Source organism: Salinivibrio sp. MA351, from assembly GCF_001996065.1.
Classification (GTDB): Bacteria; Pseudomonadota; Gammaproteobacteria; order Enterobacterales; family Vibrionaceae; genus Salinivibrio; species Salinivibrio costicola.
Window position 1 is genome coordinate 47,694 of the sequence record NZ_MUFG01000006.1, and the last position, 24,430, is coordinate 72,123.

24 protein-coding genes are annotated in these 24,430 nt (G+C 49.8%); 17 read left to right on the forward strand and 7 right to left on the reverse strand.

Annotated features, from left to right (window positions below; all coding sequences use genetic code 11):
- Positions 1-26: 26 nt before the first annotated feature.
- From BZG78_RS15575 to BZG78_RS05375, 11 genes are all read left to right on the forward strand, one after another.
- Positions 27-353 carry a CZB domain-containing protein gene (locus BZG78_RS15575; protein ID WP_277921242.1) on the forward strand — a complete coding sequence of 109 codons (327 nt, stop codon included), beginning with the start codon at positions 27-29 and terminating at the stop codon, positions 351-353.
- Between the two features lie 80 nt (positions 354-433).
- Complete coding sequence (locus tag BZG78_RS05330; protein WP_077660587.1) at positions 434-1,336, forward strand: homocysteine S-methyltransferase family protein; 903 nt, start codon at positions 434-436, stop codon at positions 1,334-1,336.
- 696 nt (positions 1,337-2,032) lie between these two features.
- Entirely contained in the window at positions 2,033-4,015 is a 1,983-nt protein-coding gene (locus BZG78_RS05335; protein ID WP_077660588.1) for a class I SAM-dependent DNA methyltransferase, read from the forward strand.
- A gap of 126 nt (positions 4,016-4,141) precedes the next feature.
- Entirely contained in the window at positions 4,142-5,041 is a 900-nt protein-coding gene (locus BZG78_RS05340; protein ID WP_077660589.1) for an Abi family protein, read from the forward strand.
- Entirely contained in the window at positions 5,038-5,217 is a 180-nt protein-coding gene (locus BZG78_RS05345; RefSeq protein ID WP_077660590.1) for a hypothetical protein, read from the forward strand. The genes BZG78_RS05340 and BZG78_RS05345 overlap by 4 nt, the downstream gene beginning before the upstream one ends.
- A gap of 120 nt (positions 5,218-5,337) precedes the next feature.
- Positions 5,338-6,711, forward strand: coding sequence for a restriction endonuclease subunit S (locus BZG78_RS05350; protein ID WP_077660591.1), 1,374 nt, complete (start codon positions 5,338-5,340; stop codon positions 6,709-6,711).
- Positions 6,704-9,868, forward strand: coding sequence for a type I restriction endonuclease (locus BZG78_RS05355; RefSeq protein ID WP_077660592.1), 3,165 nt, complete (start codon positions 6,704-6,706; stop codon positions 9,866-9,868). Before BZG78_RS05350 ends, BZG78_RS05355 begins: the two co-directional genes overlap by 8 nt.
- Positions 9,869-9,964: 96 nt before the next feature.
- On the forward strand, positions 9,965-10,510 hold the full coding sequence (locus BZG78_RS15580) for a hypothetical protein (RefSeq protein WP_242412985.1): 546 nt from the start codon (positions 9,965-9,967) through the stop codon (positions 10,508-10,510).
- Position 10,511: 1 nt separating this feature from the next.
- Positions 10,512-11,345 carry an ATP F0F1 synthase synthase gene (locus tag BZG78_RS05365; protein WP_077660594.1) on the forward strand — a complete coding sequence of 278 codons (834 nt, stop codon included), beginning with the start codon at positions 10,512-10,514 and terminating at the stop codon, positions 11,343-11,345.
- Between the two features lie 90 nt (positions 11,346-11,435).
- On the forward strand, positions 11,436-11,966 hold the full coding sequence (locus BZG78_RS05370) for a transposase (protein WP_077660595.1): 531 nt from the start codon (positions 11,436-11,438) through the stop codon (positions 11,964-11,966).
- Positions 11,967-12,391: 425 nt separating this feature from the next.
- Complete coding sequence (locus tag BZG78_RS05375; protein ID WP_199877166.1) at positions 12,392-12,817, forward strand: hypothetical protein; 426 nt, start codon at positions 12,392-12,394, stop codon at positions 12,815-12,817.
- A 135-nt stretch (positions 12,818-12,952) separates the two neighbouring features.
- On the opposite strand, the gene BZG78_RS05380 is transcribed toward BZG78_RS05375, so the two are convergent.
- Both BZG78_RS05380 and BZG78_RS05385 read right to left on the reverse strand, forming a co-directional pair.
- Entirely contained in the window at positions 12,953-13,459 is a 507-nt protein-coding gene (locus BZG78_RS05380) for a GNAT family N-acetyltransferase (protein WP_021023795.1), read from the reverse strand.
- Positions 13,450-13,716: a DUF1778 domain-containing protein gene (locus BZG78_RS05385; protein WP_021023794.1), complete on the reverse strand. Its 267-nt coding sequence runs from the start codon at positions 13,714-13,716 to the stop codon at positions 13,450-13,452. Before BZG78_RS05385 ends, BZG78_RS05380 begins: the two co-directional genes overlap by 10 nt.
- A 224-nt stretch (positions 13,717-13,940) precedes the next feature.
- Here BZG78_RS05385 and BZG78_RS05390 point away from each other — a divergent pair, with 224 nt between their 5' ends.
- The 6 genes from BZG78_RS05390 (at position 13,941) to BZG78_RS05415 (ending at position 18,816) form a co-directional block, all read left to right on the forward strand.
- Complete coding sequence (locus BZG78_RS05390; protein WP_102504963.1) at positions 13,941-14,717, forward strand: DUF3450 domain-containing protein; 777 nt, start codon at positions 13,941-13,943, stop codon at positions 14,715-14,717.
- On the forward strand, positions 14,714-16,063 hold the full coding sequence (locus tag BZG78_RS05395; protein ID WP_077660596.1) for a MotA/TolQ/ExbB proton channel family protein: 1,350 nt from the start codon (positions 14,714-14,716) through the stop codon (positions 16,061-16,063). The genes BZG78_RS05390 and BZG78_RS05395 overlap by 4 nt, the downstream gene beginning before the upstream one ends.
- A 62-nt stretch (positions 16,064-16,125) precedes the next feature.
- Complete coding sequence (locus tag BZG78_RS05400; RefSeq protein ID WP_241824069.1) at positions 16,126-16,608, forward strand: MotA/TolQ/ExbB proton channel family protein; 483 nt, start codon at positions 16,126-16,128, stop codon at positions 16,606-16,608.
- Entirely contained in the window at positions 16,608-17,015 is a 408-nt protein-coding gene (locus BZG78_RS05405; protein WP_021023790.1) for a biopolymer transporter ExbD, read from the forward strand. The genes BZG78_RS05400 and BZG78_RS05405 overlap by 1 nt, the downstream gene beginning before the upstream one ends.
- A complete protein-coding gene (locus BZG78_RS05410; RefSeq protein WP_077460842.1) occupies positions 17,012-17,644 on the forward strand; it encodes an energy transducer TonB in 633 nt (210 codons plus the stop codon). Before BZG78_RS05405 ends, BZG78_RS05410 begins: the two co-directional genes overlap by 4 nt.
- The gene (locus tag BZG78_RS05415; protein WP_021023788.1) at positions 17,644-18,816 is read left to right on the forward strand and encodes a tetratricopeptide repeat protein; all 1,173 of its coding nucleotides are present in this window, start codon (positions 17,644-17,646) and stop codon (positions 18,814-18,816) included. The genes BZG78_RS05410 and BZG78_RS05415 overlap by 1 nt, the downstream gene beginning before the upstream one ends.
- A gap of 226 nt (positions 18,817-19,042) precedes the next feature.
- On the opposite strand, the gene BZG78_RS05420 is transcribed toward BZG78_RS05415, so the two are convergent.
- The 5 genes from BZG78_RS05420 to BZG78_RS05440 form a co-directional block, all read right to left on the reverse strand.
- A complete protein-coding gene (locus BZG78_RS05420) occupies positions 19,043-19,255 on the reverse strand; it encodes a cold-shock protein (protein WP_021023787.1) in 213 nt (70 codons plus the stop codon).
- Positions 19,256-19,593: 338 nt separating this feature from the next.
- Entirely contained in the window at positions 19,594-19,806 is a 213-nt protein-coding gene (locus BZG78_RS05425; RefSeq protein ID WP_077660597.1) for a cold-shock protein, read from the reverse strand.
- Positions 19,807-20,096: 290 nt separating this feature from the next.
- A complete protein-coding gene (gene tkt, locus BZG78_RS05430; RefSeq protein WP_077660598.1) occupies positions 20,097-22,091 on the reverse strand; it encodes a transketolase in 1,995 nt (664 codons plus the stop codon).
- Between the two features lie 98 nt (positions 22,092-22,189).
- Positions 22,190-23,140 (reverse strand): transaldolase, encoded by a 951-nt coding sequence (gene tal, locus BZG78_RS05435; RefSeq protein WP_077660599.1) that lies wholly within the window; start codon positions 23,138-23,140, stop codon positions 22,190-22,192.
- 180 nt (positions 23,141-23,320) lie between these two features.
- Entirely contained in the window at positions 23,321-24,337 is a 1,017-nt protein-coding gene (locus BZG78_RS05440) for a sugar-binding transcriptional regulator (RefSeq protein ID WP_077460847.1), read from the reverse strand.
- Positions 24,338-24,430: the final 93 nt, after the last annotated feature.

Below are 24,430 nucleotides of genomic sequence, written 5' to 3' on the forward strand. Positions count from 1 at the left end.
TTTGTGAACTGGCAAAACTTGACCATATCAGCTTTAAATTTGCGATATACCGCGTGGTATTGGGCGAAGACAGCATGATGGCGGACGATGTCACCGATCACACCCAATGCCGACTCGGCCAGTGGTATAACCATGGTGAAGGGCAGCAATATTTTGGTCAGTTGCAAACGTTTAAAGCCATTTCCGGGCCTCACGAGCAAGTGCACACCCATGCCAAGGCTGCGGTGGCAGCGTTTCATGCTCAACAACCGGATCAAATGGTCACCGCATTAAAAGAGATGGAAAACGCCAGCATGACGGTGATCGATAAGCTTGAACATCTCGCAATAGAAGGGAGTGAAGAGGTGGCGTAACAACGGGGTGTTAAATCGACGAGCTCATGGTAATCTCAAGTCAAACCAAGGAAAGATGGCCGAAGGAGGCTGAAGTAACCATGACGTCGATTGCACTACTCGATGGTGGCCTAGGGCAAGAAATTTATCAACGTGGCCCCGATGTGAGCTCTAAGCTTTGGTCGGTCGCGGTGATGTTAAAACATGCCAATATTGTCAAAGACGTGCACAAAGATTTTATTCGTGCCGGCGCGAAAACACATACCCTAAATACCTATCCTGCGACACCCACACGTCTGGCCAAAGCGGGGTTGAGCGATAAAATCAACACCATTTATCAAAAAGCCTTCGAAGCGCTAGAGCAAGCCGTGGATGAGACAGGCGCCGATGTCGATATTGCCGGTTGTTTGCCACCGCTGGTGGGCAGCTACCTCGGCCAGCCGCAACGCAGCTTTGATGACATGAAAGCCGAGTTTTTGCACATTGCCCGCTTGCAGCCTCATGTGGAAGTGTTTTTAATCGAAACCATGACCAACACCCTCGAAGCGCGCGCGGCCTGTGCTGCGGCCCAAGAGCAAGGCAAACCCTATGGCGTCGCGTTTCGGTTAGAGGCAGCAGGCACCTTGCGCTCGGGCGAGTCACTTGAACAAGCGATGCACGCCGTGGCCGAGTATGCCCCAACCGCGGTGATGCTAAACTGTTGCGATCCTGCCGTGCTGACCACCGCCATGCCGCAAATGGCGACCCAAGCTAACATTGTCGGTGGCTATGCCAACGCCTTTAAATCGGTAGAAGACATGGCCAAAGGCAGCAAAGCCGATGCCCTAGAAGCGCGTGAAGATCTCTCACCCTTAGTCCACACCGAACGTGTACAACAATGGATTGCCGACGGCGCCCTGGTGGTCGGCGGCTGCTGCGAAATCACCCCCGCGCACATCCAACACCTCGCGCAAACCCTTGAGCAGTCCCACGAGATCATCAAGTTTTCGCAGTTGAGGGGTTAAGGGTTTAACTCGTTCCCACGCGCCGGCGTGGGAATACATACTGAAGCCGATGCACCACTCGTTCCCACGCTCCCGAGCGGTAATGCATACCGTAGCCGATGCACCACTCGTTCCCTCGCTCCCGCATGGGAATGCATACTGTAGCCGATGTACCACTCGTTCCCACGCGCCGGCGTGGGAATGCATACCACAGCCGATGCACCACTCGTTCCCACGCTCCCGCGTCGGAATACATACCGTGGCCGATGTACCACTCGTTCCCACGCTCCTGCGTGGGAATGCATACCGAAGCCGACGCACCACTTGTTCCCACGCTCCTGCGTGGGAATGCATACCCTAGCCGACGCACCACTCGTTCCCACGCTCCGGCGTGAGAATACATACCGTGGCCGATGCACCGCTCGTTCCCACGCTCCGGCGTGGGAATGCATACTGTAGCCGATGCACCACTCGTTCCCACGCTCCGGCGTGGGAATGCATACCCTAGCCGAACTAGAGTAAGCACTGTAAATGCTTGTTCACTTTATGCTATCGGTATCGCGCAATCACTGACACAAAACGCCCCCGGCAAACGCCTCTGGTGAACCCAGCCACCTGACGACCTCCTCAAGATAAACCTACTAGCCGTGACATGGGATTCATCCGTGGCATAATGACGGCAATTTAAGAATCGCAAAATAATCAATAGGGTATGCTGTGAATACTGAAAACTACTCTCAAACCGCTTCCTTTATCTGGTCGGTGGCCGACCTTTTACGCGGCCATTTCAAACAATCTCAGTATGGGCGGGTGATCCTGCCTTTTACCCTCTTACGTCGCTTAGAGTGCGTGTTAGCGCCCAATAAACAAAAGGTGCTAGAAGCGGCGCAGCAACACCAAAACAAACCGGATACCACACGAGAGGTGTTGCTATTAAAGGCGTCGGGTCATCAGTTTTTCAACGCCTCCCCGTTATCGCTCGCGACCTTATCCGATACCCAAACAGCGGAAGATTTAATCTCTTACGTGCAGTCGTTCAGCCAGTCTGCCCGTGAAATATTCGAGCACTTCAACTTTGAAGAGTTTGTGCTGAAATTGGCCGAGGCCGATCTGCTCTATCAGGTCACTCAGCAATTTGGCACTAAAATCGACTTATCAACCGATAGCATCTCCAACTATGGCATGGGGCTCATCTTTGAAGAGCTGATCCGCAAGTTTGCTGAAAGCTCCAACGAAACTGCCGGTGAGCACTTTACCCCGCGTGACTGTGTGCATGCGGCCACCTCATTGTTAATGACCGGCCAGGAAGAGGTCCTTTCGCCCAACAGCATTATCACCATCTATGACCCAACGGCAGGCACGGGTGGATTCTTATCGGAAGCGGAAGAGTACGTGCAGTCAATTAGTGACCAAGTGACGGTGAGATTGTTTGGTCAAGAGCTCAACCCAGAGTCTTACGCGATTTGCATGGCAGATATGATGATCAAAGGCCAACAGGTTGAGAACATCAAGCTTGGTAACACCTTGTCGAGTGATCAGCTGGGGCATGAAAGGTTTAAGTACATGCTGTCCAACCCACCGTTTGGGGTGGACTGGAAAGGCTCGCAGCGCGTGGTGAACGACGAGCATAACAATAAAGGCTTTGATGGGCGCTTTGGCCCCGGTTTACCGCGTGTCTCTGATGGCTCACTGCTGTTTTTGCTGCACTTGGTCAGTAAAATGCGCGATCCGCGTGAAGGTGGCTCCCGCATTGGGATTGTCTTAAACGGCAGCCCCTTATTTACCGGCTCAGCAGGCAGTGGTGAATCTGAAATTCGTCGCTACTTGCTGCAAAACGATTTGGTCGAAGCGATTGTTGCGTTGCCGACAGACATGTTCTTTAACACAGGCATCAGTACCTATATTTGGATCTTATCTAACGACAAAAAGCCTGAGCGTAAGGGCAAGCTGCAACTCATTGACGGCAGTGAAGCCTTTGCCAAAATGCGCAAATCACTTGGTAGCAAGCGTAAATACCTGACCGAAGAGAACATCAACGAATTGGTGCGTTTATACGGCACGATGGAAGAAACCCAAAACAGCAAAGTGTTCCCTAACGAGGCATTCGGTTATCGTCGCATCACCATCGAGCGTCCATTACGGCTTAACTTCCAGGCCAGTGAAGCACGTATCGCCCGGTTAGATGATGAAAAGACGCTACAAAAGCTTAATACTGAAGTGCTTGACCAACTCAAGCTGGCGATTCAGCACATTGACGCCGATACCCTGTTTACCAACCGTGATGACTTCATAAAAGCGTTGAACGCCCAGCTCAAAGCCAGTGGCATCAAGTTCACCGCCGCACAACTCAAAGCCGTGCTGAATGCGTTAAGTGAACGTGACAGTGATGCGGATATCTGCACCGATAAAAAAGGCAATGTAGAAGCGGACACCAGCTTACGTGACTACGAAAACGTGCCTTTGACAGAGAACATCGACGATTACTTTACGCGTGAAGTGAAACCGCATGTGCCCGACGCTTGGATAGATGAGAGTAAGCGCGACGAGCAAGACGGCGAAGTGGGTCTCGTGGGCTTTGAAATTCCATTCAACCGCCACTTTTACGTTTTTGAGCCGCCTCGTCCGCTCGAGGAGATTGACGCAGATCTCAAGCTATGCACGGATAAGATCAAGCAGATGATTGAGGAGTTGTCGGCGTGATGGCGACTTTTTCAGCATTGAAAAACCGTTTCAGTAACACTATACTCAGCATTAACAAAACCCACCAAGGCTATGCGCTTCGGCGTACCCTCAAACTGGTGGGTTACTTTTTTCTGCGGGGCGGCTATGCAGTTTAATAAACCGCCACTGTCCTACCAAGAGCAAATTAGCCAGCTTAAAGCTCGAGGGCTAGTCATTGATGATGAGCAACAAGCTGAGCATTACCTTAAACACTTAAACTATTATCGTCTCAGCGGCTACTGGCTGCCTTTTGAGCAAGACCATGCCTCGCATCGTTTTAAACCTGACGCGCGCTTTGAAGACGTGCTTAATCTTTATGTGTTTGACCGCGAACTTAGGTTGTTGCTGCTCGATGCCATTGAACGTATTGAGATATCGGTGCGTGCCACCTGGGCTTATGTTCTGGCTAGCAAATACGGCGCACATTCTTATTTAGACTCAGGCCATTGCCATCGCGCCGACTGGCACCAATCCAATCTGAGTAAACTGGCCCGTGAAATTGAGCGTTCCGATGAGCTTTTTATTACCCATTACAAGGCCAAATACACTGAGCCACAAATGCCACCTGTATGGAGCGTGGTGGAGGTTATGTCCCTGGGCATGTTGTCACGCTGGATCACCAACTTAAAACCCAGTGACCGGGCCGATGTAGCCTTAAACTATCAACTGAATGAACAGGTATTAAAAAGCTTTATTCGCCACCTGGCCTATGTCAGAAATCTGTGCGCCCATCACAGCCGCGTCTGGAACCGCAAATTAACGGTGACCACAAAGCCGCCGAAAAAACCTCAGAGACTTAAAGCCAGTTGCAACCTGGAGCAGCCTAGGCGTATTTACAATACTCTGGTGATTTGCCACCACTTTATGCGCCAGATAAGCCCTGGTTCTACCTGGACCCAACGCTTGTTGAAACTGGTAGAGCAGCACAATATCGATCCAAAGGCGATGGGCTTTCCGGCCAACTGGCAAAGTCTCGAACTATGGAAGGAGGCTAACGCACAATGACCATCCCCGACTACCAAAGCCTTTTACTACCTTTACTCAAAGTCGTCGCCGACCAGCAGGCCTACACGCTGCGCTTTATTTGTAAGCGGCTGAAGGCTCTGATGATCGACTTTGGCGTGTCTACCGGACAGGTGTTTGAAGTCAAGCAGTTAAACTCGGATTATTTTAGTGAGTAGAGGGAGCGATATGATGTTAGAGCAATATCCCAAAACGGCCAGTTGCCATAGTTTAATTGTAGGTCCGTTGCCTGCTCATTGTCTCGAAAATCTCAAACGGATGATTGAGGAGCTGTCGGCATGAGCCTAAATAGTATTCGACCGACTAAACCAACTGGATATAAATGGATTGGTTACATTCCTTCGAGCTGGAACTTAACTAAGGTTAAGAGGCTATTCAAAATTATCTCAGGGTCAACGCCTTCCTCCTCTGTCAGCAGTTATTGGAATGGTAACATTGATTGGATAACGCCAGCCGATCTTAGTCAGCTAAATAGCGTTTATATTGCTGATTCATCGCGACGTATAACTGACTCGGGACTAGGCTCCTGCGGGGCTGAACTTGTACCTAAAGATTCAATTATATTATCAACTAGAGCACCTATTGGTAGTTTAGGCATCACTGCAAAGGTCATGTGTACTAACCAAGGGTGTAAAGCTCTAATACCAATCAGAGCGAATACCAAATATGCATATTATTTTTTAAGAGAAGCTAAAGAACAACTAAACCTTCGAGGGAGGGGGACTACTTTTTTAGAGTTATCCTCAGATGAGTTAAAATCTTTCCCGTTCCCCGCTCCACCAAATAATGAACAACAAAAAATCGCCCAGTTCCTCGACTACGAAACCGCCAAAATCGATGCGTTGATTGACGAGCAAAAGCGGCTGATTGAGCTGCTTAAAGAAAAGCGCCAGGCGGTGATCAGCCATGCGGTGACCAAAGGGCTAAACCCAGACGCACCGATGAAAGACTCAGGGGTGGAGTGGCTGGGCGAAGTGCCGGAGCATTGGCTTTGTGGCTCACTAGGATATTACTCACGTATTGAAACCGGCTCTACTCCTGACAGAAGCAATCCTGAGTATTGGGGCGGAGATATCCCCTGGATAAAAACTGGCGAAGTAAACTATCAAACGATATTTAATTCCGAAGAGTCTATTACCCTATTAGCAACTAAAGAATCTTCGGTCCGCTTAGCGCCTCCAGGAACCCTACTCATGGCAATGTATGGACAAGGAGTTACTAGAGGGCGTGTAGCAATACTTGGCGTTCACGCTACTTTCAATCAAGCCTGTGCTGCCATAACGGTCAATCAGAAGCTTAAGGTTGAGTTTCTTGAGTTATATTTGAAGTTTGCGTACTCCTTTATTCGAGATGTTGGGAACGAGACTAGTCAAATGAATTTGAACGCTTCCTACGTAGCAAAAATTCCAATAGTTGTTCCCCCACTAGAAGAACAAGTAGAGCTTGTTAAAACGGTTAATGAGGCAATACTTAAATTAAGCTCACTCGAAACTGAGTCAAAGACGTTAAGCGAAACACTCAAAGAACGCCGCTCTGCTCTAATCTCAGCCGCTGTGACCGGTAAAATTGATGTCCGTGACTGGCAACCGCCTGAAGGTGCTGACTTAATCGATTCAAATGCGGCAGTGCAAATGGAGAGGCAGGATGGCTGATACCAAAGAGCGTCAGTTTCAGACGGACATATTGAACAGCCTAGAAAAAGAGGGCTGGTTGATTGGCTCGGCAGCCAATTACGATAAAGCCAACGCGGTGTATACCGAAGACTTAATCGGCTTTGTGAAAGACGCCTACCCTGACCGTTGGGCGCGCTTTTGCAAATCTAACCCGGGTGACCCGGAAAAACTCTTGGTCCACGCGGCGGTAAAAGGCATGACTCGTAACGGCGCGCTACATGTGTTGCGCCACGGCTTTAAAGCGATTGGCGGCACCATTAAAGTCTGTGCTTTTCGCCCCGATCATGGCATGAATCCGGATACCGAGCGCCGTTATCAAGCTAACCGTTTAAGGGTGGTCGAGGAGGTTTCTTACTCGCCCCATGCCCGAGAGGGGAGCTATAACCCACGCATCGACCTGGTGTTTTTTGTCAATGGCATTCCCACCGCCACCATGGAGCTTAAAAGCGAGTTTAAGCAGACCGTGGAGCACGCCAAACGCCAGTATAAAAACGATCGCCCAGTAAAAGATCCGCTTTCCCGCAAGCCAGAGCCATTATTAACCTTTAAACGCGGTGCCTTGGTGCACTTTGCGGTGAGCCAAGACCAAGTGGCGATGACCACCAAGTTAGCCGGGAAAGAGACCTTCTTTCTGCCGTTTAACTTAGGTACCGAAGACGGCGGAGCCGGTAATCCGCAACCGGCGTCGGAAAACCGTTACGCCACCAGCTATCTGTGGGAGCGGTTATTTAACAAAGACGCTTGGTTAAACGTCATTGGCCGTTTTATGCATCTGGAAGTGGAAGAAAAAGAAAACTTCGACGGACGCATCGACAAAAAAGAAACCCTGATATTCCCCCGCTATCATCAGTGGGATGTGGTCAATCAATTGATTGAGACCACATGCGGGGAAGGCCCGGGCAGTAAATATCTGATTCAACACAGTGCTGGCTCAGGTAAATCAAACTCCATTGCCTGGACGGCGCATCAGCTCTCGTCACTGTACGCGGCCGATGGCACTAAGCTATTTAACTCCATTGTGGTAGTGACCGACCGTACTGTGCTCGATTCACAGTTACAAAACACCATCCGTCAGTTTGAACATGCCGATGGGGTAGTGCGTGCCATCACCCGTGATGTGGGAAATAAAAGCAAATCGGAGCAACTGGCCGAGGCGCTGCAAGAGCAAGTACGGATTATCGTGGTGACCATCCAGACCTTCCCTGCTTTGTACGATGCCATTGATAAACACCCGGCGTTGAAAGCGGGAAACTACGCGATTATTGCCGACGAAGCGCACTCGTCACAAACCGGCTCATCAGCCAGTAAGCTCAAAGCCCTGCTAGGCTCGGAACGCCCCGAAGGCGATGAAGTGAGCGCTGAAGAGCTGTTAGATGCCGCTGTTCAAGCGCGGATGCCGAACGAGCGCATCAGTTACTATGCGTTTACGGCGACCCCAAAAGGCAAAACGCTTGAGCTCTTCGGTCGTCCCGATGATCCGCATGCGCTGATTAGCGATGACAACAAACCCAAGCCGTTTCATGTGTACTCTATGCGCCAAGCGATTGAAGAAGGCTTCATCCTTGATGTGCTTAAGAACTACACCACCTACGCCACCGCCTGGAAAATTGCACACCCTGAAGGTGAAGACAAAGAAGTCGATAGCAAAAAGGCGCGGATTAAGCTGGCTAAGTGGGTGCGACTGCATCCGTACAACATCAATCAGCGGGTGGAAATCATCGTAGAGCATTTTCGCGAAAACGTCCGCCATTTACTCAATGGCCAAGCGAAAGCCATGGTTGTTACCGCCAGCCGTCAAGAAGCGGTGCGCTATCAACTGGCCATGACCCAGTACATTATTGATAAAGGCTATCAAGATGTGCATGCACTGGTGGCGTTTTCTGGCGAGGTGCCTGCTGATGATTACATTCCCGAGAACGTGACCGAATACGATGGTCAATTAAACCCGGGTTTGAATAACCGCAAGCACGATACAGCGCTCGATTCCGACGACTTTAACGTGATGATTGTTGCCAACAAGTACCAGACCGGCTTTGACCAGCCGAAGCTGTGTGCCATGTACGTCGATAAAAAATTACAAAGTGTGGAGTGTGTACAAACGCTGTCGCGCTTAAATCGCACCTTTCCTGGTAAAGACCAAACCTTCGTGCTCGACTTTTTCAACAGCGAAGAAGACATACTGGAATCGTTCAAGCCCTATTACACCACCGCAGAGCTGGATGGCGTGACGGATCCACATATCTTGTTCGACATCATGAGCAAACTGGATGAAGAGCAGATCTACGAATGGTCAGAAGTCGAGAAGTTTGCCGAGGCTTTTTATGACCCTAAAGCTCCGGCGAGTAAATTAAGCTATTACACTGCACCGGCAAAAGAGCGTTTTGCGGCGCGTTACCGCCACGCTCGCGACACGCTAAAGCAAGCCAAGGATATGCTGACCCAGGCGCGAGCGTCAGAAGACAAGTTCAGCATCAATAAAGCGGACGATTCAGTAAAAGCCGCCGGTGAAATGATCGACCAGCTCGATCTATTCAAAAAGAATCTCAACAGCTACGTGCGGATGTATGAGTTTCTATCCCAAATTACACCTTACAACGACCACGAGCTTGAATCCCTGTGTGTGTATGCCAAGAGCTTACTCCCGCTCTTAAGTATCGAGCGTTTAGACGATGAAGATGATGTTGATATATCCGGTATGACACTGACGCATTACCGCACTACCAAAAAAGCGGAAAAAGCGTTGCAGCTGGGTGAAGAAGATGGCGGCTACCTCAGTTCAGTGAAAGCGGTTGGTAGTGCTAAGCCCCATGATCCGGAAAAGAAAAAGCTGCAGGAAATCATCGACGCCTTGAACGATTTATTTGGCGCAGAGGTAGGGGACGAGCACAAACTTCGCTACGCCGAAGGGATCGCCGGACGCTTGCGCGAAGACGCCGACGTCATGGCCCAGGTAAACAAGCATTCCGAAAAAGAGGTGATGCATGGTCTGCTACCACAGAGGCTGATCGACCGCGTGGTGGATTCGATGGAAGACCACGAAAAGCTCTCAATGGAAGTGCTCGAGAACCCTGCTGTCAAAGATGGGTTTGCCAGGTTGATATTGAAAATGCTGGTGGAAAACCGCGACGCGTTATAACGGCTTGAGGTGAGAGCTCAAGAGGCCATTCGATATAGCGAAGTAAAAGCTAGATGTAGGGTATCTTGAACGATAATAATCTAAGGACTGAGAATGATTAACACACTGTACCGTTTGTTGCTGACGTTTAACGCTACATCATTGCTGGTGATTATATTCTGTGTTCAGAAGACTTATACGTTGAGTCACTTTTTTCCCAAGACTGTATATCTAGACGCCATACCAAATATTCTGTCGTATGTAGGCTACTTTCTGGTACCACTAGTATTGACAGGGCTTAGCATAGTCTTAAGTTCATACCTTGGCAGGGATGAGTTTAAACCGGGTGAGGTTAGCAGTATTGAGCATGCAAACAATAGCTTTCTACCTAGCTACCTCGGCTATTTTTTTGTGGCTTTGAGTGTTGGTAATTGGGAAACACTTGGCTTTGTATATGGAGTGTTGTTCATATTTACATTTATGTCTCAGGCCTTGTACTTTAACCCGTTGTTCTTGCTATTTGGGTTTGAATTTTACAATATTACCACAAGGTCTGGGGCATCTATCTTCCTAATAAGTAAGCACAAGTATAAGACCCCTGGTGAAGTTGACGTACCTGTAGCAAATAGAATCAACAACTACACATTTATGGAGCGAGATTGAAATGGATCACGTATTGGCTAAAGTTAAAAGATTGCGTAAGAAGCCACATCGTAAAATCATATCTGACAGTAGGCTTTTTGATAGAATACAGGTAAATGTTGATGCCTGCGTGGCCTATGATCCAGATCACAATCTTGACGAAGATGCATGGTTTAAAGTTGAGCGTTTTAGTCAGCAGGATTTTTGCCCAGACATTTTTAGGCTCCCTTTTGACTCTAAGGACTATGATGACTTAGAGAAAGCACAGTTTGAAGATATAATTTGTGTTATCTCAGTGCAATACGGAGATTTCTACCTTCAGAAAGTCAGTCCATCGCTTTTTATTCACCGTAAGACTATTACATTTGGTGAAGCAGCAGAGATAGAGGAAAGCGGTCATAGGTTGGTCATTAAAGATAAACCAGATGCTGTCTACCTTCGTCAAGAAGATACGTTAATTTTTACCAGCCTTGCCACAATCTCAAGTATATTCAAAGGAATAGACATTTTATACAAAGAAGCGACAGATCAAGAGGTCGAGGACTTCTTGGATAAGGATTTTATTGATTTGTCAGATGACTATAATGTAGATGATGTTTCTAAGCCAAACAGAAAACGTATTGCATTGGCGATGGATACTCTTAATAGAATGGAAGCAGATGAACGCACTCAAATTATTGATTATATTAATAGTTATTGCGATCAAAAGTTACGCTTTGATGAAGATAACGAAAAATTTGAAATAAGAAATGATGAGGAGCTAAAGTACCTGCTTTACGGAATTGAACAACGCTTCTATACCACACCCTTGAGTCGAGAGAGGCGTTTGGCCAACTCAGTGCAATCTATGGACTAGATCACTTTAAGTTGTTTTGTGCCTGTCCTGAGAGTCTACCTGCATCTCGTTCCCACTCTCCGGCGTGGTAATGCATATGGAGTGTGAGTCATGGGGAGAAGCCGCTATAAAATCACCGAGCCTCACTTACCGCACTTCGTCACCTTGACCGTGCTGCACTGGATCCCGATATTCACGCGCCCGGACACCGTCAATATCTTGCTCGACTCGTTGCGTTTTTTAAACAAGGATGGCTTAAAGGTTTACGCTTGGGTGGTACTAGAAAACCACTGTCATTTAGTGTTGCAAAGTAAGGCATTGGATCATGATATTGCTAGACTTAAATCATGGACGGCGAGAAATCGGATTCAATACCTTGCTGAGCGCAACGTTAAACAAATTCTGGATCAATTGGCGTTTTATAAAAAAGCCCACAAAGGTGACCGCGCTTATCAGTTTTGGCAGGAGGGTGTGCATCCTGAACTGATACAAAGCGACGCCATGATGTGGCAGAAAATCGACTACATTCATCAAAACCCGGTGAAGCGGGGCTATGTCGATGAAGCAGCTCACTGGCGTTATTCGAGTGCCAGAGGTGACATGGGCACGTCGGGGTTGCTTGAGGTTTGTCGTGAGTGGTAGCAAGGTATGCATTCCCACGCGGGAGCGTGGGAACGAGAGAAAGAGGCTATGTCGATGACGCGGCTCACTGGCGTTATTCGAGTGCCAGAGATTACGAGGGCGCGTCGGGGCTGCTGGCGGTTTGTCGTGAGTGGTAGCTCGATATGCATTCCCACGCAGGAGCGTGGGAACGAGTTAAATTCTCTGAAAAAATTAATGCAGAGATTACGAGTGAGAACGCGAAATATGATGTTGTTACGAGTTACTCGAAATGGCAGGAAGTTGTAAGCTAATCGAGAGCGCATTCTGAATAAAGCGCCCTATGTTTGGGTTTGAGCGCTGTTCGCTCGTTCCCACGCTCCGGTGTGGGAGTGTATACGGAGTGTGAATAATGGGTAGAAGTCGTACCTCGTTCCCACGCTCCGGCGTGGTAATGCATATGGAGTGTGAATCATGGGGAGAAGCCGCTACAAAATCACCGAGCCTCACTTACCGCACTTCGTCACCTTGACCGTGCTGCACTGGATCCCGGTATTCACGCGCCCGGACACCGTCAATATCTTGCTCGACTTAAATCATGGACGGCGAGAAATCTGATTCAATACCTTGCTGAGCGCAACGTTAAACAAATTCTGGATCAATTGGCGTTTTATAAAAAAGCCCACAAAGGTGACCGCGCTTATCAGTTTTGGCAGGAGGGTGTGCATCCTGAATTGATACAAAGCGACGCCATGATGTGGCAGAAAATCGACTACATTCATCAAAACCCGGTGAAGCGGGGCTATGTCGATGAAGTAGCTCACTGGCGTTATTCGAGTGCCAGAGATTACGAGGGCGCGTCGGGGCTGCTGGCGGTTTGTCGCGAATGGTAGCAAGGTAGGCATTCCCACGCAGGAGCGTGGGAACGAGAGAAAACACCTCGGAAAAAACAGCGTATTGATCACTCGTTCCTACTCTCTGGCGTGACAATGCATAAGGAGTTTGAATCATGGCAGCGAGTCATCACCTCAGTCTATGGACAATGATTTTTCGATATCACAGATGCGTGCCATGAGTACTAAAGGGTCAAACGTTGACTCTTTGAAGCCAAATTTTTTGTAGAACGTTTGCGCACTGGTATCAATGGCATGAACTAAAATGCCCGCGCCACCAACAGCGTTCATTGCTTGTATTGAGCGAATGATACAATCTTTTAAAAGACCGGCTGCAATGCCTTGACCTTGATAGGCGTTATCCACCCCAAGCCTTGCTAAAATCACCATAGGAATCGGGTCAGGGCTATTTCTCCGTAGTGAGCTAAATGCGTGCTCTCTCGATACTGAACCCATGGCAATGGCATAGTACCCAATCACTTGGTGGGCTGCTGTGTCATTGGCAACATACACTCTCGCGGTTCCGCGCTTTTGGCTCTTTAACGCCTGTTTTCTTAACCATGTATCGAGTGCTTCAATACCACATTGAAAGGCATTAATCTGGTGCTCATCAGTCAGTAGTGTGGGGGCACTTATTCCCAAGGCGCTTTCCTATTGAACAGATCCTTCACGCCTTCAAGCGCTCGCGGCTCTGCACGAAGTTCGTTGTCGAAAGCTTCAAACGCCTTTGCTTCAAGGACAAAATCCCGTTGTTCGGCCAGTATGCTATGCGCTTCATTAAGCGCTGCTTGCTGAATGAATACGGTTCTATCGACTTTTTTCAAACTTGCCGCAGCATCGATAATGTCTCTTACCGATGGCTGTACCCGCATGTTGATTGGCGCTGTTTTTGTAGCCATAACACCATCCTGTGTATCTATTTAATATACACTCTAAATGGTTTTTGTATATAGTCAATAGATATACGTTGTCATTTACGGATAAGCCGCAATATTCTCCGAGCTCCTTTACTGCTAGGCTAGATCTTTTCCGCCAAACTCGGTACATTACACGCAAATAGAAACTATTCTCACTTTTGTTTGGGGCGAAAGCCCTGTCATTAAGCATGTTTGCAGATATCACCATGATAAAATCGTCTTCTTTTCGCCTTGCTTGGGGAGTGGCCGCTTGTTTGGCCCTGACGCCCGTTGCCAGTGCGGATCAGCTCGAACAGGCGCAAGCCATCGAGGGTAACACCACCCAAGAAGCGGCTCAGTCGCAATCTCGTATTAACCGCCGCGCGGACAGCAGTTTAGCCATGCGCCAAGAAATTGAACAAATCCAGGCGCAAATCAGTAACCTCGAAATCTACCGCGATCACTTACAAAACTTAGTCAGCAACCAACAGGCAGAAGCACAAAGCCTGCGCGATCAAATCACCGAGATCAAAGAGACGCGTCAAGGCATTGTGCCGTTGATGTATCGCATGCTCGGCGGGCTTGAGCAGTGGCTTGCTAACGACATTCCGCTCAAAGCCGATCAACGCCAAGCACGTGTTGAAAAACTGAAGGCGATGATGGGCCGCGCCGATGTGGCGGACTCAGAAAAATTCCGTCGTATTCTTGAGGCATATCAGATAGAGCGTGATTACGGCAGCAAACTCGATGCCTACCAAGATACCATTGCGCTTAACGGTCGCGATCATCAAGTGGATGTCTTGCACCTGGGCCGTGTGTCGCTGGTGGCGCGTCGCCTCGATGGTCAGCAGCATTGGGTGTGGAGCACCCGTGATGAAACCTGGGTCGAGCTAGATGCTAGCGCCGGTGAAGCGGTGGATAAGGCCTTTGCGGTGGCACAAAAACAAGTGGCCCCGTCGTTGTTATCTTTGCCATTAAGTGCCAACCAAGGGGTGAAATCATGAGCTGGAAAACCCTGATTGCCGCCGCCTGTTTGATCGCGGTTGCCCCTTTGACTCACGCCGATGATTTGGTCGGACAAACCGAGCAAGCTCAGCAGCAGGCACGTGAGCACAACCAAGCGCGTGAAGCACAATTTGCGATGACGGAACGTGAGCTGCGCCAAAAGCGTGATCAGCTCAAGGCAACCCGGAATGCGCTGGAGACGGAAACCGAAAAACTCAGTGATACTTTTAGTGACAACGAGCAGCAATTGGCGTCGTTGGAAGACAAACTTCGCTTAGAGTCGGGCAGTTTAGGTGAGCTATTTGGCGTGGTGCGCCAAGCGAGTAAAACTATTCAAACCGATGGCGTGTCCAGCTATGTGGCGATCACTCAGCCGACATTTAATCAAACCGTCTCGGATATTGTCGCGGCCGATACATTGCCATCACTCAAGCAGCTCAATGCCCTATGGCAAGGGATGCTGACCCAAATGCAAACCAGCGGTGAGCTGCAAACCGTGTCGTTACCGGTGGTAAATGCGCAAGGTGTGGCATCGGAGCAAGCGGTGGTGCGTGTGGGCAACGTCGGCTTAGTGAATGATCAAGGTTACCTAAATTGGCAAACCGATCGCCAAGTCGCCGTGCCGTATCGCGCCCAACCGGACAATACGTTAACCACGTCAACCCTTGAGCAAGCGGTGTCTTCAGTGGGTGAGACGGTACTGATTGATCCGGCCCGTGGCACGTTGCTCGGCCAGCTAGAAAACGCGCCGAGCCTGGGCGATCGCTTCGCACAAGGCGGCTTTGTTGCCAAAGTGATTGCCACCTTGTTGGCCGTCGGCTTGCTCATTGCGCTATACCGCGGGGCAGTGTTGCTGTCGATTCATGCCAAAATGCATCGCCAATTGAAGCACCCAGACACCCCCGAAGATAACCCGCTTGGCCGTGTGCTTAAGGTCTATCACGATGCGCCCCAGCGTGATGTCGAATCGCTCGAGTTACGCTTACTTGAAGCGGTGGTCGATGAGCAGCACGGCTGTGAAAAAGGCCTGTCGATGCTCAAACTCTTGGCGGCGCTTGCCCCTATGCTAGGCCTGTTGGGGACGGTGACAGGGATGATCGAAACCTTCCAGGTGATCACCCAGTTTGGTAATGGTGATCCGAAAGTCATGGCCGATGGGATCTCAATGGCCCTGGTGACCACGGTATTGGGTCTGATTGCGGCGATTCCCTTGCTGTTGGCGCATAATATTCTCAGCGGGCAGGCGGACCATATTCGCGGCATGCTCGAAAAACAAAGCATTAGTTTAGTCGCCGAGCAAGCGGAAACCACAGACAATCAGGCGGCAATCGGACCAACGGCATGATAGACGTCGAGTTATTCTCACAGCTGAATCAGCAAGACTTGGGGAGCACCTTGCGCCACTTTATGGCGGAAGGTGGCCCGGTGTTGTGGTGGCTCGGGGCGGTCGTGTTTGTGTGTTGGTTGCTGGTGATTGAACGGCTGTTGTATTTGTTCTCTCGCTTTCCCGCACAGCGTGATGCATGGGTGCGTGCTTGGCAGGCGCGTGCCGATCAGCGCTCTTGGTATGCCCGAGCCATTCGTCAAGGGGTCTTGTTTCAAGCCCAGCAAGAGTTGGGGCGCTATTTAGGATTTATTAAAGCCTTGGTGGCGATTTGCCCGATGCTCGGATTGCTTGGCACGGTGACCGGTATGATCTCTGTGTTTGATGTGATGGCAAGTCAAGGCACTAGCGACCCACGTTTGATGGCATCAGGGATCTCCATGGCAACCTTACCCACCATGGCGGGAATGGTTGCGGCCTTAGCTGGGATGTTTGCCCATGCTCGTTTAGTTAAAGCCTGTCAGCGCCGCGAAATTGCGCTCGAGCAGGCGCTTCGGAGTCAGTAATGCGATTGATTCGAGCCCAAAAACAGCGCGAAGAAGCGCAAGTTGATTTAACCTCCATGTTGGACATTGTGTTCATCATGTTGATCTTTTTTATTGTCACCAGCTCATTTGTGCGCGAGTCAGGCGTTGAAGTGAACCGTCCAGAAGCGAGTCACGCCACCAGCCAGAAAGAGGCCGGTATATTTATTGCGGTGACGGCCTCTAACGAGATCTATATCGATAAACGTCTCGTGGATGTTGAGCGTGTTGAAGCCACGCTAGAGCACTTATTGCTGGATAAACCGGATGCGTCTTTGGTGATTCAGGCTGATGAACTGGCGTATAATGGCACGGTCGTCAAGGTGATGGATGCGGCAAAAGGGGCGGGTATTGGCAGTATTGCGTTGGCAACGGAGTCACCGCAATGAAGCGATGGTTGATTTCAATGCCGGTGGCGTTGGTGTTTACCTTAGGGCTTTTTATGTTGATGGCATTGATGGTAGGTCATAGCAGTCAACGTCCGCAGGAAACATCGTCGTCAACGCGCATCGATATTTTTATGCAAGAGCCGGATACCGAGGTGCAGCGTCGCCAGCGGACTGTGCCAGAGCGGCCTAAACCGCCCGAAATGCCTGACACGCCCACGCCGGTGACGCAGACGCAATCGCAGTCTACCTCATCACCACAGCCTGATATGCCTAATTTGGATCTGCAAAGTGGGATCCAAGGGGTGATGGTACAAGCGCCTTCATTGGGTGAGCTAAATCTGAATACCGGCCCCAATAACCAACAAGCGATGCCATTGTTCCGGGTGGAGCCTAATTACCCGCCGCGTGCGATGCGCCGAAACTTAGAAGGCTATGTGGTGGTGCGTTTTACCATTGGTCCATCGGGTCGCCCGCAAGATTTAACAGTGGTCGATGCCAATCCACCGCGTGTGTTTGAACGTGAGGCATTACGTGCCCTACGGAAGTGGAAATACGAGCCGAAAGTGGTCGACGGTAATGCGGTGGCGCAACCCGGGCAACAGGTCAAATTGGAGTTTAATTTACGCTGATGTGGAAAAGACTATTTATTGGCGCGTTGCTATTGATGTCGGTGCCTGCTGCCGCGCAGCTTTCGCCATCGGTGGCACGCGCGATTGAAAAAGCACAAACCCTTGAGCAAGATGCAAAACTGGGTGAAGCCATTGCGCTGCTCGATAATTTGAGTGTCAGTCGGGCGTATGACAAAGCGTTTGTGGATCGCTCATTAGGGGTGTTTTATTGGCAATATGGCAATAATGACCAAGCCATTGTGCATATTCAGCGTGCGGTGGACAGTGAGCAGCTGCAAGATGCACAAGCGTGGCAAACCAAGCGCATGTTAGCCGATTTATTGCTGATCGATGGCCAGTATGCGTCGGCGCTGCAATATTACTACCCGTTGGCTCGCGCGATCCCCAAAGAAAAGGCGGATCAAAGTGAAGATGTGTGGCTGCGCATTATGCAGGCACATTATCAGCGTGAACAGTGGAGCCAGGTATTAAAGGCGTATCCCGATTATCAAGATGTGGTCACAAGCACTGCCAGTGTATCGGCCTTATCACTTAAATTAGGGGCTCAGCTTCAGCTTGAGCAATGGCGTGGTGCCACACCGACGCTGAAAGCGTTGATTAAGCGTGAGCCTGACAATAAGCAGTGGTGGCGGCAACTGGCCGGAAACTATGTGCGATTGCAACAGCCAAAAGAGGCAATTAGCACTTACTTACTGGCGCAGCGCCAAGGTATTACCCTTGAGCCAAGCGAGCAGCGTACGGTTGCCCAGCTCTATGCCAATGAGGGCGTACCAGAGCGTGCGGCGCAATGGCTAAAACGTTTACCCGCCTCAGAGCAAGATGCGCAAACGCTGGCGCAACAGGCAAGCCTTTGGCAGCAGGCTCGGGAATGGCCACAAGCGATCGGGGCATGGAAACAGGCGGTGAAAAAAGACAGCCAATACCACTGGCAACTCGCGTTAATGCAGATCCAGCAAGGTGAGTATCAGCAAGCGCTTACTTCGCTTGAGCATGCTGATAAAGGCGCTTCGGACAAAGATATTGCGTTGGCAAAAGTCCAAGCTCACTACAAGCTGAAGCAGTATGAGCAGGCACTGAAACAAGCGCGTCTTGCCAAACAGATTGCGCCGGATGATGCAGTAGAAAGCTGGCTGACCTTTTTGAAAAAGCGTCAACAAATGCAGAAGAGCTAAAAATGCAGCAAAGCTAAGCGGCCAAGCGTTCACGGGTGAAGCGATAATGATGCGAGGCGATTATAATACCAAGTGAAAAAACAACGCTAACTAACAAAAAGCCCCAGCCAGGCAGTATGCCAAATGGCTGGGGCTTTTTGGTTTTGTGTCGATATACGGGCTATTCCCGAATCATAGACACAAAAAAAGGACGCCTAGGCGCCCTTTATCAATCAGACTCGGTTTCTTATGCTACAGAAACGTCAGACGCCTGTGGGCCTTTTTGGCCTTGCTCAACGGTGAAGTTCACACGTTGGCCTTCAGTTAGGGTTTTGAAACCGTCACCAACGATAGCACGGAAGTGTACAAACACGTCCTTTTCACCGTTGTCACGAGTAATGAAACCGAAACCTTTCTCTTCGTTAAACCACTTTACGATACCAGTTGCTTGATTAGACATAATCATTCTCTCTTAAATTACTAAAAATAGGATAGCTTTGAACGGAGTCGATGACATGTCTAGAAGCGAAAGTAGGTAACGTTAGAAACTCTATAATATTGATAATAGCGCAGCTTATGTTGACTTTTACTTGATGAATCATTGACGCTCCGTGTTCCAGAGCTGACACCACAATACAGCAATCCACCCACATGTAAAGCCTTTATGATATTTAATTTTCAGGTGCTCTATGTTTGCGGGGAAAACAAAGCGATTTTTGCTTGTGATTCGGTAGGATAGCCAAATTGAGATGAAAAAAAAGGACGCCTAAGCGCCCCTTATCAATCAGGTCTGATTTCTTATGCGACAGAAACATCAGAAGCCTGTGGGCCTTTTTGGCCTTGTTCAACGGTAAAGTTAACCTGTTGACCTTCAGTCAGGGTCTTAAAGCCTTCACCAACGATAGCGCGGAAGTGAACAAACACGTCCTTTTCGCCATTTTCGCGGGTAATAAAGCCAAAGCCTTTTTCTTCGTTAAACCATTTGACGATACCAGTTGCTTGATTAGACATAATCATTCTCTCTTAAATTACAAAAATTAGGATAGCTTTGAACGGAGTCGATGACATGTCTAGAAGCGAAAGCGGGTAACGTTAGAAACTCTATAATACAGATAATAGTGCAGCTTATGTTGCCTTTTACTTGATGAATCATTGACGCTCCGTGTTCCAGAGCTGTGACCACCGTACAGCAATCTGTTCACTTGTAAAGCGATGATGTTCATTTGGACAAAAAAAGGCCAGTCATCGCTGACTGGCCTTAGTAACGTGTAATGCAGGATTAACGTGTCATCGATGCGCTGTTAAGACAGCAGCTCTTCTGCAGTGTTAACCACGTTTTCAACCGTGAAGCCGAACATTTTGAACAGCTCGTCAGCGGGCGCGGATTCACCGAAGGTGGTCATCCCGACGACGCGACCGTCTAGGCCAACGTACTTGTACCAGTAGTCAGCAATACCCGCTTCAATGGCAATACGGGCGGTGACGTCTGATGGTAATACCGACTCGCGATAAGCGGCGTCTTGCTTATCAAACAAGTCAGTGCTTGGCATAGAGACCACACGGACTTGTTTGCCTGCTTCGCTTAGCTGAGCAGCTGATTCAACAGCCAGCTCTACTTCAGAGCCAGTCGCAATAAAGATCAGGTCAGGTTTGCCTGCACAGTCTTTGAGGATATAACCGCCTTTGGCAACGTTCGCCAATTGGGTCTCGTCGCGCTCTTGCTGAGCCAGGCCTTGACGCGAGAAGATCAGCGCACTTGGGCCATCTTTACGCTCTACCGCGGCTTTCCACGCTACTGCCGATTCGACTTGGTCACAAGGGCGCCAGGTGCTCATGTTCGGTGTTTGGCGCAGGTTAGCCATTTGCTCGACCGGCTGGTGAGTTGGGCCATCTTCACCCAAGCCAATTGAGTCGTGGGTGTAAACCTGAATGTTCTGCGTTTTCATCAGTGCCGCCATGCGCATGGCATTACGTGCATACTCCATGAAAATCAGGAAGGTCGCCCCGTAAGGAACAAACCCGCCGTGCAGGGCAATACCGTTGATGATGGCGGTCATCCCGAACTCGCGCACACCATAGTGCAGGTAGTTGCCGCTCGCGTCGTCTGCGGTGATCGCTTTCGAGCCTGACCACATGGTCAAGTTAGACGGTGCCAAGTCGGCTGAGCCACCGAGCAGTTCTGGTAGCAGTTTGCCGAACGCTTCTAAGACGTTTTGCGACGCTTTACGTGATGCGATCTTAGCTGGATTGGCTTGCAGATCCGCAATCAGTTTTTGAGTTTCGCTGTCCCAGTTGCTTGGCAGTTCACCGTTCATACGACGGGTAAACTCGGCGGCAAGCTCAGGGTATTGTGCTTGATATGCGGCAAACTGCTCGTTCCAAGCTGCTTCTTTAGCTGCGCCGGCTTCTTTGGCGTCCCACTGTGCATAGATGTCTTGTGGGATCTCGAAAGGCGCGTGTTCCCAACCTAGGAATTCACGTGCGGCTTGTACTTCGTCATCACCCAGCGGCGCGCCGTGACAATCGTGGCTGCCTGATTTATTTGGCGAGCCATAACCGATGGTGGTTTTGGTGCAGATCAGCGTCGGTTTGCCGGTTTCGGCTTTCGCAGCGCTCAATGCAGCTTGAATCGCATCCGCATCGTGGCCATCGACAGCGGGGATCACATGCCAACCGTAAGATTCAAAACGCTTAGCGGTGTCGTCAGAGAACCAACCCTCAACGTGACCGTCGATTGAGATGCCGTTGTCATCCCAGAATGCGATCAATTTACCGAGACCTAGCGTGCCCGCCAGTGAGCACGATTCGTGAGAGATGCCTTCCATCAAGCAGCCATCACCCAAGAATGCGTAGGTGTGGTGATCGACGATGTTGTGACCGTCACGGTTAAATTGTGCTGCCAGTGCTTTTTCAGCAACGGCCATACCGACGGCGTTGGTAATCCCTTGGCCGAGTGGGCCAGTGGTGGTTTCAATACCCGGTGCATAGCCATATTCAGGGTGGCCTGGGGTATTCGAGTGCAATTGACGGAACTGCTTCAGATCGTCGATAGCAAGATCGTAGCCAGTCAGGTGCAACAATGAATAGATCAGCATTGAGCCGTGGCCGTTTGAGAGCACAAAGCGATCACGGTTAGCCCAATCTGGGTTTTGCGGGTTGTGATTCATGTGGTCACGCCACAATACTTCGGCGATATCGGCCATGCCCATTGGGGCGCCTGGGTGACCAGATTTGGCTTTTTGAACACCGTCCATCGCAAGGGCGCGGATGGCGTTGGCTAACATTTTGCGTTCCATGTGTTTACCTACAGGTTGAACAGGTGAAATAAGAGAAAACGATATCATAAAAGCGGCCTAAACCGCTTTTATTGTGTTAAATCACGCTTTGGGTTGGATCACAGTTGTTCGCGAATCATGTCTTCAAGTTTACCTTGATCGACCGCGAAGTTTCGGATGCCTTCAGCAAGTTTTTCGATGGCCATCGGATCTTGGTTGTGTTCCCACAAGAATTCCGCATGGGTCATTGCTGCTGGGCGTTGCTCGGTGGCGCCTGTGTCTTTTAGCTTCACAGGAATATCGCCTTCAGCATCGCTTAGCTCTTGCAACAATTGTGGGCTGATCGTGAGGCGGTCACAGCCGGCTAATTCTAGGATCTCACCGGCGTTGCGGAAGCTTGCGCCCATCACAACGGTGTCGTAGCCGTGTGCTTTGTAGTAGTTGTAAATGGTGGTAACGGACTTCACGCCTGGGTCTTCTGCAGGCTCAAAATCACGGCCTTCTTTGGCTTTGTACCAATCCATAATACGGCCAACAAACGGTGAAATCAGGTAAGCGCCGGCTTCTGCGCAGGCACGCGCTTGTGCGAACGAAAATAATAGCGTCAGGTTACAATTGATCCCTTCTTTTTCCAGGATTTCAGCGGCACGAATGCCTTCCCAGGTTGAAGCCAGTTTGATCAGGATACGATCGTTGCTGATCCCTGCTTCGTTGTACATGCTGATCAGCTTACGTGCTTTAGCAACGCTTGCGTCGGTGTCATAGGATAAACGGGCATCGACTTCTGTGGAGATGCGACCAGGAATGACATTAAGAATCTCTTTACCAATGTTCACTGCGAGGCGGTCACAGGTATCGGCGACTTGTTGGTCGGCATCACTGCTGTGTGATTTCGCATACGCAATCGCTTCATCAATCAATGGCGCATACTCTTTGATTTGCGCGGCTTTCAGGATCAGCGAAGGGTTGGTGGTTGCGTCTTGCGGTTGGTACTTTTTAATCGCTTCGATATCGCCTGTGTCTGCGACAACGGTGGTTAGGGCTCGGAGTTGGTCCAGTTTGTTGCTCATCTTCACTCACCTTCTTTACGTGGTAGGCCCAGACGCCGAGTTACGTGCTAACGCTTGATCTGAATATGAACAGATGCAACGCGTCTGAGCAAATGATGTGACGATCTTTGAGTTTTTTACGCCACTTGTCAATTGTATTGCGATATAAAGAGAGTTACGTCTCACTCTTTTGTCACGAATTTACTCATCCTGTTGAAATGTGAACACGCTTTCATCAGGTGCAGGCTCCGACATATTCAGCAGGGCCATTGCGCAGCTTGCACTGGTCGCGAGTACATCGATAACGCCCGTTCTCAGCGCACCGAGTATCGATAAGGCTTTACGACTCTCGCTCGCCATGGCAATAACACTCGGAATACGTGCCAAATCTGGCATCGCCAGTCCAACCACACGACCACGCATCAGGTTATCCGTGGGTTGTCCGTCAAGTCGGAAGAAATCAAAACCGCCGATGTCTCCGACAATACCATGATTCACCCGTGCTTCAACAAACTCGCGTGCGGTAAAGCAACCCAATTTGACCATATGACTATTCTCATCCATATCGCCAATGCCGACCAGTGCAAACTCTGCTTTTCTGGCCTGGTTCAAGGTTTCACTGATATTCGGATGGGACACGAACACCTGTTGAATCGACTCATTATCCACATACGCTGGGGCGTATAGGGTTTCACTGCTCCCCCCAAACTTTTTGGCTAATCGTCGACAGATATGATCGGCATTAAACGCGTCACCGCTGCGGTGTGTGCCGCCTATTGCGCAAACAAACCGGGCTTGACGATGCGAGACAACCCCCGGGTGATCGGCGACCGCTGCGACATTTTGACCTTGGCCCACCGCAACCACCATGCCATCGTTAAGGTTACCGTCAAGATAAGAGGATACCAAGGTCGCGACTTGTGTACGTTGTTCTTCGGCGCTCGGTTGGTCGAGTGAAATTAAGGCGCGTTTAAGGTTAAACCTGGCCATCAATCGCTGTTCGAGCTGGGCACTGTGTACGGGATGGAATTTGACCGTGATTTCCACAATACCTTCTTCACGTGCTTTACGTAAAAGACGGCTTACTTTGGGGCGGCTGATTTTATATTTGCGAGCAATTTCTTCCTGAGTCGCGCTTTGTTGATAGTACAAAATGGCGATTTCAGTTAATAAGTCGGTGTCTTCGTGATAGTGATCAGGGGGCGTTGATATGCTCATGCTCGATGGTCTCGCGACTGAACGGTACCTTAGGTTGCGTTTAAAGGCACGATGAATGCAATGCTTACCAGTATACGCCTGTTATACAAAACG

Bases quoted from the DNA above. Each gene is read 5' to 3' on its own strand.
- BZG78_RS05405 (WP_021023790.1), top strand. From the start codon at position 16,608: ATGCGATTGATTCGAGCCCAAAAACAGCGCGAAGAAGCGCAAGTTGAT.
- BZG78_RS05385 (WP_021023794.1), bottom strand. From the start codon at position 13,716: ATGGCTACAAAAACAGCGCCAATCAACATGCGGGTACAGCCATCGGTA.
- BZG78_RS05370 (WP_077660595.1), top strand. From the start codon at position 11,436: ATGGGGAGAAGCCGCTATAAAATCACCGAGCCTCACTTACCGCACTTC.
- BZG78_RS05425 (WP_077660597.1), bottom strand. From the start codon at position 19,806: ATGTCTAATCAAGCAACTGGTATCGTCAAATGGTTTAACGAAGAAAAA.
- tkt (WP_077660598.1), bottom strand. From the start codon at position 22,091: ATGGAACGCAAAATGTTAGCCAACGCCATCCGCGCCCTTGCGATGGAC.
- BZG78_RS05345 (WP_077660590.1), top strand. From the start codon at position 5,038: ATGACCATCCCCGACTACCAAAGCCTTTTACTACCTTTACTCAAAGTC.
- BZG78_RS05330 (WP_077660587.1), top strand. From the start codon at position 434: ATGACGTCGATTGCACTACTCGATGGTGGCCTAGGGCAAGAAATTTAT.
- BZG78_RS05440 (WP_077460847.1), bottom strand. From the start codon at position 24,337: ATGAGCATATCAACGCCCCCTGATCACTATCACGAAGACACCGACTTA.
- tal (WP_077660599.1), bottom strand. From the start codon at position 23,140: ATGAGCAACAAACTGGACCAACTCCGAGCCCTAACCACCGTTGTCGCA.
- BZG78_RS05415 (WP_021023788.1), top strand. From the start codon at position 17,644: ATGTGGAAAAGACTATTTATTGGCGCGTTGCTATTGATGTCGGTGCCT.
- BZG78_RS05340 (WP_077660589.1), top strand. From the start codon at position 4,142: ATGCAGTTTAATAAACCGCCACTGTCCTACCAAGAGCAAATTAGCCAG.
- BZG78_RS05390 (WP_102504963.1), top strand. From the start codon at position 13,941: ATGATAAAATCGTCTTCTTTTCGCCTTGCTTGGGGAGTGGCCGCTTGT.
- BZG78_RS05400 (WP_241824069.1), top strand. From the start codon at position 16,126: ATGGCGGAAGGTGGCCCGGTGTTGTGGTGGCTCGGGGCGGTCGTGTTT.
- BZG78_RS05355 (WP_077660592.1), top strand. From the start codon at position 6,704: ATGGCTGATACCAAAGAGCGTCAGTTTCAGACGGACATATTGAACAGC.
- BZG78_RS05350 (WP_077660591.1), top strand. From the start codon at position 5,338: ATGAGCCTAAATAGTATTCGACCGACTAAACCAACTGGATATAAATGG.
- BZG78_RS05365 (WP_077660594.1), top strand. From the start codon at position 10,512: ATGGATCACGTATTGGCTAAAGTTAAAAGATTGCGTAAGAAGCCACAT.
- BZG78_RS05395 (WP_077660596.1), top strand. From the start codon at position 14,714: ATGAGCTGGAAAACCCTGATTGCCGCCGCCTGTTTGATCGCGGTTGCC.
- BZG78_RS05420 (WP_021023787.1), bottom strand. From the start codon at position 19,255: ATGTCTAATCAAGCAACTGGTATCGTAAAGTGGTTTAACGAAGAGAAA.
- BZG78_RS05410 (WP_077460842.1), top strand. From the start codon at position 17,012: ATGAAGCGATGGTTGATTTCAATGCCGGTGGCGTTGGTGTTTACCTTA.